This window comes from Methanoregula sp., from assembly GCF_041663825.1.
GTDB lineage: Archaea > Halobacteriota > Methanomicrobia > Methanomicrobiales > Methanospirillaceae > Methanoregula.
Map to the genome: position 1 here is coordinate 1 of NZ_JBAYLY010000006.1, position 13,474 is coordinate 13,474.

15 protein-coding genes and 1 pseudogene are annotated in these 13,474 nt (G+C 53.3%); 4 read left to right on the forward strand and 12 right to left on the reverse strand.

What is annotated here, in order from left to right; genetic code table 11:
* The 6 genes and pseudogenes from WCX19_RS03935 to WCX19_RS03960 form a co-directional block, all read right to left on the reverse strand.
* Positions 1 to 372: pseudogene (locus WCX19_RS03935) on the reverse strand (hypothetical protein); the annotation flags it as partial.
* Positions 373 to 596: 224 nt separating this feature from the next.
* A complete protein-coding gene (locus tag WCX19_RS03940) occupies positions 597 to 1,682 on the reverse strand; it encodes an ABC transporter permease (protein ID WP_373005616.1) in 1,086 nt (361 codons plus the stop codon).
* Positions 1,682 to 2,794, reverse strand: coding sequence for an ABC transporter ATP-binding protein (locus WCX19_RS03945; protein WP_373005330.1), 1,113 nt, complete (start codon positions 2,792 to 2,794; stop codon positions 1,682 to 1,684). Before WCX19_RS03945 ends, WCX19_RS03940 begins: the two co-directional genes overlap by 1 nt.
* Positions 2,791 to 3,234 (reverse strand): MarR family winged helix-turn-helix transcriptional regulator, encoded by a 444-nt coding sequence (locus WCX19_RS03950; RefSeq protein WP_373005333.1) that lies wholly within the window; start codon positions 3,232 to 3,234, stop codon positions 2,791 to 2,793. Before WCX19_RS03950 ends, WCX19_RS03945 begins: the two co-directional genes overlap by 4 nt.
* 163 nt (positions 3,235 to 3,397) lie before the next feature.
* Complete coding sequence (locus WCX19_RS03955; RefSeq protein ID WP_373005335.1) at positions 3,398 to 4,030, reverse strand: LysE family translocator; 633 nt, start codon at positions 4,028 to 4,030, stop codon at positions 3,398 to 3,400.
* 249 nt (positions 4,031 to 4,279) lie between these two features.
* A complete protein-coding gene (locus WCX19_RS03960) occupies positions 4,280 to 4,492 on the reverse strand; it encodes a hypothetical protein (RefSeq protein WP_373005338.1) in 213 nt (70 codons plus the stop codon).
* Positions 4,493 to 4,721: 229 nt separating this feature from the next.
* Here WCX19_RS03960 and WCX19_RS03965 point away from each other — a divergent pair, with 229 nt between their 5' ends.
* The gene (locus tag WCX19_RS03965; protein ID WP_373005341.1) at positions 4,722 to 5,789 is read left to right on the forward strand and encodes a hypothetical protein; all 1,068 of its coding nucleotides are present in this window, start codon (positions 4,722 to 4,724) and stop codon (positions 5,787 to 5,789) included.
* Positions 5,790 to 6,035: 246 nt separating this feature from the next.
* Here WCX19_RS03965 and WCX19_RS03970 read toward each other — a convergent pair whose 3' ends face one another.
* The 6 genes from WCX19_RS03970 to WCX19_RS03995 all read right to left on the reverse strand — a co-directional run bounded on the left by WCX19_RS03970 (position 6,036) and on the right by WCX19_RS03995 (position 10,020).
* The gene (locus WCX19_RS03970; RefSeq protein ID WP_373005344.1) at positions 6,036 to 6,167 is read right to left on the reverse strand and encodes a hypothetical protein; all 132 of its coding nucleotides are present in this window, start codon (positions 6,165 to 6,167) and stop codon (positions 6,036 to 6,038) included.
* 14 nt (positions 6,168 to 6,181) lie between these two features.
* A complete protein-coding gene (locus WCX19_RS03975) occupies positions 6,182 to 6,685 on the reverse strand; it encodes a hypothetical protein (protein ID WP_373005347.1) in 504 nt (167 codons plus the stop codon).
* Positions 6,686 to 6,792: 107 nt separating this feature from the next.
* Entirely contained in the window at positions 6,793 to 7,521 is a 729-nt protein-coding gene (locus tag WCX19_RS03980) for a hypothetical protein (RefSeq protein ID WP_373005350.1), read from the reverse strand.
* A 220-nt stretch (positions 7,522 to 7,741) separates the two neighbouring features.
* Entirely contained in the window at positions 7,742 to 7,978 is a 237-nt protein-coding gene (locus tag WCX19_RS03985; RefSeq protein WP_373005353.1) for a hypothetical protein, read from the reverse strand.
* A 261-nt stretch (positions 7,979 to 8,239) separates the two neighbouring features.
* Complete coding sequence (locus WCX19_RS03990; protein ID WP_373005356.1) at positions 8,240 to 8,926, reverse strand: DUF4276 family protein; 687 nt, start codon at positions 8,924 to 8,926, stop codon at positions 8,240 to 8,242.
* Positions 8,923 to 10,020, reverse strand: a complete 1,098-nt coding sequence (locus WCX19_RS03995) for an AAA family ATPase (protein ID WP_373005359.1) — start codon at positions 10,018 to 10,020, stop codon at positions 8,923 to 8,925. Before WCX19_RS03995 ends, WCX19_RS03990 begins: the two co-directional genes overlap by 4 nt.
* Before the next feature lie 590 nt (positions 10,021 to 10,610).
* Here WCX19_RS03995 and WCX19_RS04000 point away from each other — a divergent pair.
* From WCX19_RS04000 to WCX19_RS04010, 3 genes are all read left to right on the forward strand, one after another.
* Positions 10,611 to 10,994, forward strand: coding sequence for a VOC family protein (locus WCX19_RS04000; protein WP_373005362.1), 384 nt, complete (start codon positions 10,611 to 10,613; stop codon positions 10,992 to 10,994).
* Positions 10,995 to 11,145: 151 nt separating this feature from the next.
* A complete protein-coding gene (locus WCX19_RS04005; RefSeq protein ID WP_373005365.1) occupies positions 11,146 to 11,742 on the forward strand; it encodes an antibiotic biosynthesis monooxygenase in 597 nt (198 codons plus the stop codon).
* Between the two features lie 313 nt (positions 11,743 to 12,055).
* A complete protein-coding gene (locus WCX19_RS04010; RefSeq protein ID WP_373005368.1) occupies positions 12,056 to 13,405 on the forward strand; it encodes a cache domain-containing protein in 1,350 nt (449 codons plus the stop codon).
* Positions 13,406 to 13,474 lie beyond the last annotated feature (69 nt).

Consider the following 13,474-nt stretch of genomic DNA (forward strand, 5'->3'; position numbering starts at 1 on the left):
GACAATGACAGGTGCATCTGCCGCTCCCAGGGTCACTGTCAGATGTTTTGCCGTGTTCGAGAGGTCGTTGGGGTCGACAATGCCGGATTTGACGATCTTGAACTGGTTGAGGCCCGTGTTCTCAATGACAACCTGAATGTTGATATCGTCCCCCGGGGAAAACTCGTTGGTCCCGGCGATATGTGCGTTCAGTTCAGGGTTTCCGGCCATGTATTTCGTACCGGCCTGTGCCGGGGTGATCGCTAGCACTGCAAGAACGATCGATATAAGGCACAGAAACCGCAGGGCGCTGATGCGGCGCCCCGAAAAACGGCTGCCAGCTTTCGCAGCATCCCTGGTACCGGGGAAAATGTATCCGCTTATTTCACTCATGCAGATCCTCGAAGATGTTATATAAATCTTAGTCCATTTTGAAATTCTAACCATATATATTCCGATCCTAACCTCACCAGTATCATCAAAATTTTCACCTGATACGCAGTTTATACTGAAAATTTGCATTCCTCAAGATATTTTTCAGGTGTCGTCTCAATAAGGAAAATCCGGTATACAACCCTTGGTATTCCTGTGCGGTGCCTTTTCCTTTACTCCTTAGTCTATTCGAGGGTACGCCGGTAGGTGACGATCCCGAGGATTATCATTGCTGTTGAGAATATCAACAGTGCGATGAGATCAATGCCAATTACGTTGAGGCCTTGGTTCCTCAGGATAATACTTCGCAGGGCATGGACCCCGTAGTACTCCGGGTTAATCACGGTAATCCAGCGCAGCCATCCCGGCATCCCGATCACCGGGTAAAAGGCCCCCGATGTCATGAAAAGGATGAGGTTGAAGAACGCGATGACCGAGGAATATTCCGCCTGGGAGGAAAAGCGGGATGCAAAGGAGACGACAAGGCTCGTCACGCCCACGCATGCAATCAGGATCACCAGCACGACAAGGAAGAAATCCTGGAAGCTCTGGAGGGCAATGCCGGTGATTAAAAGATCGATCCAGAAAATGGCAAACCCGGCGATAAACGCCCGGAGGGTCCCGCTCGAAATGATCCCGAAGATAATGCTGGAACGCTTGACCGGTGTGACAAGGTACCCCTCGTGGATCCCGTTCTCCCGGTCCTTGATGAGCGCGATCCCGCCTCCGAACATGGTAGACGTAAAGATGGCCATCATGATCACGCCCACGCCGAAGAACTGGAGGTACTTGATGTCCCCGTAGATCTTGTCGACAAGGACCGGGTTGTGGCTCCCTAGTCCCAGAAGTACCCTGGTTACTGCCGCCTCCACAAGCGGGGGGGTGATGGAATCGGCGCTGTCGACATAGAGGCGGATAGCGTTATCGTTTGAGACCGATGAAGGAATGACGATCACGGCCGATATCTTTCCGTTAATCAGATCCTGTTTGGCCGCTGCCTCGTCTGCGTAAATCGTGACATCCAGCAGTTTTTCCGCGTTGGTCTGGCTGATATGGTTGAGCTGGTAGGAGGCGCTGGTAAAGAGCGCCGTATCGTTGTAAGGGGGCACCTCCTGCACCACACCTACCGGGATGTGGCTGATGGTACCGCCCATCGCGTTCCCGAAGATGACGAGATACATGATGGGCATGAAAAGCGTCATCATGATCATAAACGGGTTACTCAGGAACTTCTTGAAGTCCCGTTTGAAGATGGCAAGAGCACTCCGCATCACGGGAACTGCCTCCCGCTCCCTCGTGTCTCATGCCCCTCTCCGCTGTCAAGGCCCTTACCTGTCAGGTAAATGAAGATGTCCTCAAGCGAGGGGGACCGGATCGAGATGGAGATAATGGGAATCGAGTAATCCTCGAATACGGCGAGTATGGCGGGGATCACCCGGCTGCCGTTTGTCGCCGAGATGGTCACCGCGTGTTCGACAACGGACACTGCATTGACAAAGTCGATCTTCCGGATCGCTTCTTCTGCCACCGGGTCCATATGGTCCACGCCAATCTCGATGAGGTCGCCGGCCGGGATCAGTTTCCGGAGGTTTTCCAGGGTATCAAGGGCGATCAGGCGGCCGCGCTCCACAAAAGCGATCCGGCCGCAGAGTTTTTCCGCCTCGTCCATGTAGTGGGTGGTGAGAATGATCGTCGTGTGCTCTGCGTTGAGCATCAGGATCTGCTGCCAGACTTCCCGGCGGGCTTCGGGATCGAGACCGATCGTCGGCTCGTCCAGGAACAGGATGAGCGGCCGGTGGATGAATGCCCTGACGATCTCAAGTTTGCGCTTCATACCCCCCGAGAACGTCCGGACCGGCATGTAGGCACGATCCTCAAGGCCGGCCATTTTTAAAAGTTCCCAGATCCGGTCCGGGAGGATACTGTCCGGGACATTTTCGAGTTTCCCGTAGAATTCAAGGTTGTCGTACGCGGTCAGTTCGACATCGCTCGTATAGTTCTGCGCACAGACGCCGATGATTTCCCGGATCTTCTCCGGGTCTTTTGCGACATCGTAGTTGTTCACGAATGCCTGCCCCGAGGTGGGGGAAAGGAGGGTCGTGAGGATCCGGATGAGCGTGCTCTTTCCTGCACCGTTTGACCCGAGAAGCCCGAAGATTTCCCCGTGTTGTACCTCAAATGAGACATCGTTTACGGCAATTACGGTTTTTGTCTTGTTTTTGAATACCTTGGAGAGATGGTTTATACGGATAATGGCGGTGTTGTCGGTTCCCGAAGAAACTCCGCCCGGGGTTGATGGGACGCTGTCGGGGTCTACACTCACCCAGCCGGTATTACTCGCTGCCGGTTTTTTATCCCGGGTAAACAGGTTCAGGGCTGTCACTCCTGGTTTATTTTTATGAGGATCCGGTAGGCGTCTTCAAGCGCCGTACCCAGTTTCCGGAGTTCCTCATCGTCAAGCCCTTCAAAACTCTCAAGGAGGTCTTTTTTGTACCTGGATACGGATTCTTTGAGGAATTTTTTCCCTTTTGGGGTTATCGTGAGGTTTATTACCCGGCGGTCTGAGGGATCTGCCTGTCGTTCGACCAGCCCGTCCTCAATCATCAGGTCGGCAAGCCGTGTCATATACGGCCGGGAGATGTAGAGCCGGTTTCCGATCTCTGACATGGGCAATGCCTTGAACTTCATGAGAAGCCCGAGGGAGTGGCACTGCGCGACAAGCACCCCGTTACTGGTATGCCTGTTCCGCATCACGTTCTTGTAGTAGAGGGGGATGAGGGCAATGAGGGCCTCTGCGGCCCGGTCCCGGATATCTTCGGACATTATAATTCAGCACCTGCTTTTGATGTATCCGGTTAATAGTTAATTAAGTGAACTATTCAGTTTGTAAATTACTCGCGGATGCCGGCAGAGGAAATATCGTCAGTAGCGTTTTGCAACGGGTTCGTTTAAAAGAGATGAAAGGGTTTCCCGGCCAGACGGATTTCTACGTGACCCAGCCAGTCACGACCAGGGTGGCGAGCAGCACGACCCCGAATGCGGTGATCACGAGACCGGAGAGCCGGTTGATCAGGTGCAGGCGCTCCCGGGTGAGGTAGCTTCGCATGGAGCCGAGCGTTCCGCAGAGAAAAACCCACCATGCCACCTCCCCGAGGAATACTCCGACGACAAAGATCGTGGGGGTCACCCAGGTACTTCCGCTGATTACAACCCCGAAACCCGGGATAATAATGGCAAAGAAGAGGATGGTGAGCGGGTTTGCCAGCGCGAAGGCAAGCATCGTGGAATAATCGGCAAGGTACGACTCGGTTCCGGGAGCGGTTGTGGCATCGGGCGGCGCGGCAAAGAAGATCCGGATACCCACTGCAATGAGGGCAATGCCCCCGAACAGCCGGAAGAACCACTGGCGGGTGAGCAGGAAGTCAGAGATAAGGGCAAGGCCAAACGCCGTCACCGCTGCATAGAAGGCATCGGCCGTGGCGATCCCAAGACCGGAGATGATGCCGTGCAGGCGCCCGTTGGCGAGCGAGCGCTGGATGCATACAAACGCGATCGGGCCGACCGGCGCGGCAAGGGCAATACCGAGAATGATGCCATGAATAAACAGTTCGGTCTCCACTTACACGCACCTTTACAGCACTGCCTGTTGCCAAAGTTTTTGTCACCGCAGGAACGGCGCACGAGACGTCTTTGAAAGCGGGCTCATCCGGGCACCGTATCGTTGTCCCTGCACAGACATTGTACCGTTACTTGTTGCATGTCCCGCATCATCAATATGTTACTTGTGGGATGCCTTTTTTGTACTATGTCCCGTCCCCGGAGCAGCAGAAGGATAAAATGGGCGGGCACCAGTATGGGTGCAGCGACTTTAGTTCAGGAGAAAGCGCCACGCAAGACCGGCAATGCAGATCAGCGAACAGAGAACGACGAGCGCGATGTTGATCGCTTTTTCGCGCCCGGTCATATCCCCCCACGTGGATCGCTGCTGCTTCATGAGGTACCCGATAAAAAGGCCGATTGCGGTACCTGCCATGAGCCCGAGTATGGTAACCATGGCAAGGGATAAAAAATCAGTACTCATGGAATCTCTCTATCGTTGGTTTGCGCTGCAGAGATATAAATCACCGCGAGGATGTACATGTTCCGCCCTTTCCCGTATATCTCCAAAACCCGGGGGAAATATGAGATTCTCCCCTTAAAAACGGTGGATACGAAGGCATTGCACTGTCTGTGTGAGGGTTTATGATGATTTAAAGTGAAATAATAAAAGCATACGATCCCGGGTCTTTCCCGGGAAAGGAGAAAATATTATGATCTCACTGCGGTTTTACCGCATCTATGATATCGGTCGGGAGATCGATATCGACTGGCTGGAGAAGTCTCTGGCCCGGAATTACTTTACGGCCCGTACCAGTTTTGTCAGGGTCAAGCCGAAATCCATTATGATCGAGTCGTCCCCGCTCCTGATCCGGATGCTGCCGGTGACGGTGGAACGGGAGGGGCGCTCGTACGAGTTCTCCGCGGTCGCCCGTGTCTACGATATCGGGGTTATCAGCCTCTGTTTCATCTACGATGACGAGAATGCAGACCACCGGGAACTTGAGGATATTGCGTTCCGGTTCGCCGGCCAGGAAGGGCTTTCTGACTTCTTCCTCCAGTATCTCAATACCCTCGGGGAGATCATCAAGCCGCATATCAAGAATTTTGCAATCGACCCGGACTTTTACGAGGATTACACAATCTACGTGACCGACCGGCGGGACGATTCCATCGACCCGGTGCCGCTGCTCCTTGGGGACAGGACTTGCGTCTCTTCCCAGATCCGCGAGGATATCCTGAAAAATTCCCTCAGCTACTCAAACGAGGAACTTGCGGTTATTTCCTGGGACTCGGCCCTGCTCTGCGGCCCCGAGAGCCCGACCGATCTTATCGATCTTATCGAGTTTGCAAACGTGCAGGTGCTCGAACTGCGGTACTATGACCGGGAGCTCACCCGTGAGATGGCGCGGATGTACGACGATATCGAGCATGCGGACCGGTTGTCCTGGTTCAACAGGGGCAGCCAGTACCATGCGATCATGCGTCACCAGATGAAGAGCTCTGCGGAGATCTCGGAGACGATTGAAAAGGTCGATAACCTGATCAAGGTGACCGAGGATATCTACTACGCCCGGGTCTATGCGACGGCCTTAAAGATCCTGAGAAGCAGCCAGTGGAGCGAGAGCGTGAGCCGGAAGATCAAGGTGATCCGGGAGAACTACTCGATGTTGTCCGACGAGGTGCGGATCCAGCACTCGAATTTCCTCGAATGGGTGGTCATTCTTCTCATCGCGTTTGAGATCGTCGTGATGCTCTGGGAACGCTCGATGTCGGGATAAACTCCGGCACGCTTCAGACCTTTTTTTGTACTACCATTTTTTTATCCGTAAAAACAGGGTGCGTGCCCCGGCCTTTCCGGGGCACGAAAAAATTACTGCACCGGGGCCCCGTTGTCGTGAAGACCGGCTGACGTACCGGGCAAGAGAAGAACCGGGTAACCCGGGAGAGGACACGTTCTCTCGCCCATCAATCGAGGGGGAGCGGATATGCCTCCCGGCGGGGTTTTTTCCCCGCCGGCTTTTTCCTTACTTTTTTTCTTCGCTCTTTTCCATGTGGTCGAGGACCCGGTCCCACATGATGAGGAGACCGGGGATGACTACATACGCGAGCAGTCCTGTGCCGAGGAATGCCCCGGTGATGACAAGCTCGTTGTCCATGACCCTTACTCCTATCAGGCCAGCGCCGCTACGCCGTCTGCCCAGGTCTCGATCCGGGTGAGGATACCGTCGTCCTCGTAGGACGAGATGGTAACCTGCTGCCGGGAGAAGTTCACGTAGAACAACTCGCCGTTGGGGTCGTGGCATTTGAGGGTCGCCGAGTAGCTGTCACCGTCAGAGCTGTGGGACGGTGTGCCGCCGTGGGCCGTGGTGTTGGCGGTGTTTGCGAGGATCGCTGCGATCCCGGTGTTGAACCCGGCGATCGTGCTGTAGGTCTCTGCGGTCCTGCCGACGACTTTTGCATTGCTGTCCTTATACACGATCCGTGCCGTGTAAGTTTCCCTGGTCTTTTCTACGGGTGGGTGGTTGGCGCCCGAGCTCATATACGATACACACCCGAACGGGTTGTTCAGGATAACGGACTGTACCATCGCGTTGAACGCGTCGATGTCCGTGATGGGCTCCGCAAGTATGCGGGCCGCACTCTTCACGTTGGTGTTCTGTGTGAAGTCTGCCATTTTTTTCTGCCTCCTTTTTTTCTTTGTCTCGGGGCGCCCGTTGACATACTATTATAGGAGGTTGGGGGATATATCTGGAAAAAAGAAAGGGAATCCGGGCTCTCTCCTTACCCGGATACGCTGACCGGGCAGGGAGAGTTGCGGGTTTGCTGATCCGCTGGATTCTGTGGGACATTTAGCCTGACGGGGGCCTTTGCGGGCGGGATTTTGAGGATTTTTGTGATGGTTTTCGTGTTTGCGATCCCCCAGTCGAAGACCCGGTACCGGAGCAGGCCGGCTTCTTTTGAGAAGACCCAGAGCTCGATGATGTCCGAGGCCAGGCGGTAATACGGCCGGAGCGTGAGGATCTCGGGAAGGTAGAGCTCTGCCACCCGTGCGGCGCCGGTGACCGGTTGCCGGGGCCGGACGATCTTGACGAGGATCGCCTGGTCCGGCGACCGTCCTACAAGATCGAAGACCGGGGTCGGTCCGGTTGTTTTCCCGACGATGTAACCCTCCGCTGCAAGGAGGTCCGCCGCCTCCCAGGTGCCTCTCGGGACATGCTGCCAGTTCTCTTTTGGCCGGGCGGTCAGGCCAGCGGGGGCCGGGTCCTTCCGGCGGCTGGCGTTCCCGGACTTCCGGCCTTTGACGGTGCGGCGGCGGGGGGCTGGTGTTGTACCGGCGTGCTGCGGTCTCGTGTCCTCCTCCAAAATAAGGGATGGTGTTGTCTCACCTGCGACGTGGCTGCTTTCGTGGCTCACGGTTCCGCAGGGGTTAATCCGGTTGCTGTACGTGGCACCGGATGCAATTGCACCCGGTGTAATCACGTCCTCGTGGGTTGTACTGATGTCTTCCATAGGGTGATTCACTTCCTCTCTGAAATTCTGATATTCATCATGCGATACGGGGAAGAGCGCGTCCGCTCTTCCGAAAATGTTAAAAACGCCGGCCCGGAAAAGGAATCGACAGCCCCGGCCCTTTGCCAGGAACCATCACTCGATTATGCAAAAGCGGTACGCGGAGCCGTTTTTTTCACAATCTGTTACTGGCACGTACCAGCCACGTCCGGACCAGCGGTCACCGACGTATAATAGAAAAGGCGGGCGATACGGTACCGGCCCGGGCACCCGCAACATGCATCCCGGAACTGGCGATCAGGTAGATCGGTGCTTTCTCTCCCAAAAAGAGCCCGAAGAGCCCGCACGTAAATGTCATGGCGAGGTAGCAGAACGTTGCGAGGCGGCGGGCAACCTTCTTCTCGTACCCGATCTTCGCGATCTTCCTCGTTATCCGTGTGCAGAAATCCTGGGTCATTTGTGATTATTCTCTGAAGGTTATTTTATGGTATATACTCTGCGGTGGATTCGAATATTTTGGTAGTTATTGGAGAAATCGGGGGCTTGTGCGGGGCCGGATGGGTGTAACCTGTGGGTTAGCTGATTGAACCGCGGGGATGTCCGGATAAAAAGGTGAATTATAGGGGGATTTTGGCGATGGGGGGACATTACAAACTCAAAGACAAGGGAAAATTAGTTCTATGGGTGTGATATCGATCACTGTATTAATTTTCTTTCGTCATTGTGAAAGTGATTCTAACCTTGTTAACCATTTATCAAAATGGGTACATTCTCTCCGTATTGTCGGGATTCCAATATTTTTCGCAATGATAATCCCATCCGTTGGTTTCTGGAAAGAAGGGTATATTTGTCTAATTCGTTTCGAGGGAGCGGTGGTCGGATTGTCGTTGATATATTCTGGTGAAGGAAAACCCGCCTTGATAGCCTGTAACTTACGAAGCTCGGAAGGTGTGCTGCCTGATGCAATCATCGATTGATGAATTTGCTCAACTTTACTGAAGAGAATTGCTTCAAATTCATGAAGTTGGATATTTGGAATAAATCGTGGATTATTGATGTCTTTTGCCAACTCATTTTCTGCGCTCTCTACTTTTTTATACGGGTCGGGAGTGTGGATAAATTGATTCCTGTTTGGAAAATCCATAGGTAGTGCATACAAGTCAATCATGGTCGTTACAAATGCATTATGATCTTGCTGGAGCCATCGAAGAATATCCTTTTTTAGATGATCATACCTCAGAAAACCCCCCCTGTGGGGTCTTCCATCGCTATATCCTGTCGTGATACTATGAGCCCGGACATCAAAAATTCTGAATTGTTGAAGGTGATCTACAAGAACCATATTGGCGAAGGTCTCTTCTGTTTGACCTTCGGTGACAATATTTATCCTTATTTCTGAAGTCATCGGGAGGGTCTCCCTCCGATTACATTCTTTTCCCACAATTCTCCAACTGAGTAGTCCTCAAGCCACGATGCAAATTCTTCTGGTTTGAGCCGTTCAATAACGGTTGCCTGATTCCTGCGATTGACAACGAGCAGGTCTTCAAGGTTAAACTGATTGACGAGTGGCACAGATTGTGTTGAAATGATTATCTGAGTCCTGGTAGCAGCACTCTTTATAAGGGACGCTAGAGTGTTTATCGCGTACGGATGTAATCCGAGTTCTGGCTCGTCAACGAGAATTGTTGATGGCGGTCTCGGTTGGAGAAGTAATGTTGTCAGACACATAAACCGTAATGTTCCATCAGAGAGATGATATGCGAGGAATGGATAATCTGATCCTTTTTCCCGCCATTCAAGTTGGATCTTTTTTTCGTTGTCTGGCATTGGTCTAAGAATAAAATCATCAAAGAATGGAGCGACCAACTGGATTGTATCACGGATTTTCTGGTAATGATTTGGGTGTGTTTTCTTTAAGCTGTAAAGATAAGCTGCTAAATTTGCAGCGTCAGATCTTAAGTAAAAATTATCATTGATATCACCCTGACGTTTTACAGGGGCTGTATCGCTCGTGTCATGGAAATGATACACTCTCCAACTTTTCAAATACGTAAGAACATAATTTGAGATTCTTCTCGGACTTACATCCAATGAAGGACTATTCAATAATGTTTCCTGATGCCCGGTTCCCAATGAGCGCCAAAGTGGATTATCATAGACCCCTTTATTATGAAATGCAACCTCCTCCATTTCGAAAATAAATGAATCGTTTATTGTGGGAGCCAACCTACACTGATAAAGATTTGCACCAAAATTCAAAGTAATATCTAAATGGGGTGTATGCTTTTGGCCATAATACAAGAATGAATCTGCCCCTCCAGATTTTTTAACATGAAGATTCAGATTTTCTTCGGTAAGTTGGTTAAGAAACTTAAATATTGAAATAAAGTTCGTTTTACCTGATCCATTAGCACCAATGAGTACGTTGAGTGATTTGAGATCCAAATCAAGATCTTGTATTGATTTATACCCTTTAATCTCGATTTTTGAGAGAGTCATAATCAACCGGTGATGATACTAAATTACTTATCGAAATCATAAATCAGTATCGCTATCAATGCGAGCTAGGGTATGTTCATTCTGAGGTAAATCTGATAATGGCCATCAATCACACCACCAATTCCCCACCAAATACCATCTGCATTAGACCCTCGAACACCCCCACGATTTTCTTTCCTGATTTCATCTGCTATTGGAGAGCAGTAGGGAGGGGGTACCCCCCACTCGCCCGGCCACATAGGGGGGAGGGTGGCCCCCACTTAAAAAAAAGAGATGGCGGGGGGTAGGGGATCACCCCCCTCCCCCCTTGTTCGAGAAAACCGCACCTTTCCTGCAAAGCCAAAACCTGTGGTTCGCGCGGAATTACCGTCGTGAGATGCGGGCGCTGGCAGATTTCTGGCAGGGTCCGTGTTCTGGCCCGGCCGGGACCGGAGGGGAGGGGGTGCCCCCCGGTTGCCCGGCCACATAGGGGGGAGGGTGACCCCCACTTTGAATGAAAGAGGGGGAGGGGGGTGGGGGTACCCCTCCCCCCCCTTGTCCGAAAAAAACGGCCCCTGCTGCTATATAGCATAAGATCCCCACTCTTTTTCATGGCAAACCTCTCCCACTTCATGATCCCGGCCGACGACGTCGACCGGGCACGGCACTTCTACACCGCCCTCCTCGGCTGGAAGATAGACCCGGCACCTGCCGCCGATACCATGGGAATAGCGGCGATGCAGTACCACGACATCACGACCGGGCCGGCAGAACCCGGCGCGCTCAACACCGGCGGGCTGTACAAACGGCACCGGAACGAACCGATCCTCGACTTCGCCCGGGTCGAGGATATCGAAGGTATCGTCTCGAAGGTGGAGATGCTCGGCGGGAAGATCGCGCAGCCCGTCACCGCGATCCCGGGCGTCGGACTGACCGCGATGATCCTCGACACCGAAGGAAACCTCATCGGCCTCTGGACACCCGTAACACCGTGAGCCGGGCGGAAGTCTCCCTTTTCTGTTTTTTGCCCGGATCCATCCGGTGTGTCCTCAGCAGGGCTTCCCTTTTTCCCACTCCTGCCGTTCCCGGAAGCACCGGATATTTTCGACAGCTTTAAGCAGGAACCACCAGAATACCCGGACAAGGGTGACACAACTGGCTGCATCTCCTGAAACACCGATCACGGTCGTACGTATCCACTACGTAAAAGCAGGCTGCGAACCGCAGTTCGAAGCGGAACTAAAAAAACACATGGACGAGTTTACTTCAATCCCCGCCAACCTCGGGATCTCGATCTTCCGGCCGGGAAAATACCACGACGGCGTGTACCGGATCGTCTACAAGTTCGCATCCCAGAAAGAACTCGACCGGTGGCATACCTCGCCGACGTATCTCGCATGGCTGGCAACCGAAAAGAATCTCACGATTGCACCGCCCCGCACGGAACTGCTCACCGGTCTTGAGACCTGGTTCACGCTCCCCGGGCAAAACGTCCTCAAACCGCCGACAAAAGCCCGCCAGGCCGTCGTGACCTGGATCGCTGCCCTGCCGGTCTCGATCATCATCTCGATCCTCACCGGCCCGTTCCTTGATGCCGAGCCGTTCCTCGTCCAGAAAGTGGTATTTGTCTCTCTCCTCGTGGTGCTGCTCACGTGGGTTGTGATGCCGCTCGCCTCACAGCTCTTCGCCCGCTGGCTGTTCCCCGCCGAGACCCTCACCTCCGGTGCAGAAAAGAGCGGCTGATACCTGCACCCACTGTAAATGGTTCTGGCACATCTCCGGAGGAACAAGGAATCTTTTTTTTCAGGAAAATTGTTCCCCGGTCAGGACCGGTCAGCCGGTCTCCCCCGCGATCCCTGCGGGAGAAGTGGCACATTCTCCTCGTTTGCAGGACAACCGGGAGCGTCCCCCCGGGACCATAATCGCAAGACCCTCCCCCCTCCTTACAGGGTCAGAGCCGGGGGCCGTCTGCCGGTGTTCATGGTCCGTTGTAACCCTCCACAATGAGAGTACCGAATCGATTTGGTTAAGAGGGAATATACACCACCTGAGTACTATGAAAGCGGCGTCAAGCTCTCTCCTGTGCGTGCTTGTTCTCGGCCTGTTCCTGTCCAGCGCCGGCTGCACACAACCTCAGTCTGACGTAACCCCCTCAACTCCGGTAAGTACTGCCATCCCCCCGCAGGGGAACTACACCACCAATGAAACGCTCGTCGCCTTTGTGGACAGCGCAGTCGCCTATGTAAAAGCACAGGGCAAAGAGAAAGCCCTTGTAGAATTCAGCAACCCGAATGGTTCGTTTATCCGTGGCGAACTCTACATCTATGCCTATGATTTCAACGGCACAACCCTCGCCCATCCGGTAAACCCTGAGGCAGTCGGGAAAAAGCGTGAGGGTGCCAATGGCATTTTTGTTACGGATATGGGTAATGTAGTCCGGAACGGGAGCGGCTTTTACCCGTTTGTCTATGTCAATCCCAAACACAACCGGACCCTTGAAACAAAACTGGGATACGGGGTGAAGGTAGACGATACCTGGTGGCTTGGTTCCGGGATATACACGGGGCCCGTTGAACCCGCCGTTGCATCATCCCCAAATGCTCCTTTGACATATCAGGAGATCAAGGACTTTGTGGATAATGCCGCAGCCTACGCACAGAAGAACGGGAAGGCTGCCGCACTCTCTGCATTCTCCAACAAATCCGGCCCGTTTGTCGTCGGCGACGTCTATATCTACGCGCTGGACTATTCCGGCCATGCCCTTGCCCTGCTCTACCAGCCACAGCTTGTCGGCACCAGTTTCTATAACCTCCAGGACAATTCCGGCAGGTATTACACCCGGACCGAGATCGCGCTCGCGAAAAGCGGCGGAGGATATCTCCTGTACCAATACCCGGATCCGTCCGATAATTTTACCGTGAAATACAAGATCAGTTACGTGCGCCCGGTCGATGACACGTACTGGATCGGGGCGGGCATCTATACGAGCGAGGATATGCTGGTCGACCAGGAACTCCGACAGTTTGTCGCGGACGCTAAAGCCTATGCGAAGACCTATGGGAAAGAAAAAGCAGTTGCCGGGTTCAACAACGTCAACGGCTCGTTCATCAAAGACGACCTCTACGTCTTTAGCTATGATTACAACGGTACGGTGCTCTCATGGCCGTACCGCCCCGACCAGATCGGGACAAACCGGCTCAATGCGACCGATCCCCTGGGAACACACCATGTACAGGCCATGCTCAACGGCGCCAGAAACGGGACTGCGATGGTCGAGTACTACTCGGTGAACCCGGCGACCAATACCACTGAACTCAAGATCAGCTACGTGACTGACGTTGACGGTACCTGGATGCTCGGTGCCGGACGATACATGGAACCCGGTCCTGTCATCCTTCGGAAATAACTACCGGGGATCCCAGCCGCAGGAAAAATTACCCCGGAAACATCGTATATTTTTGGGCTGGTATGCCCT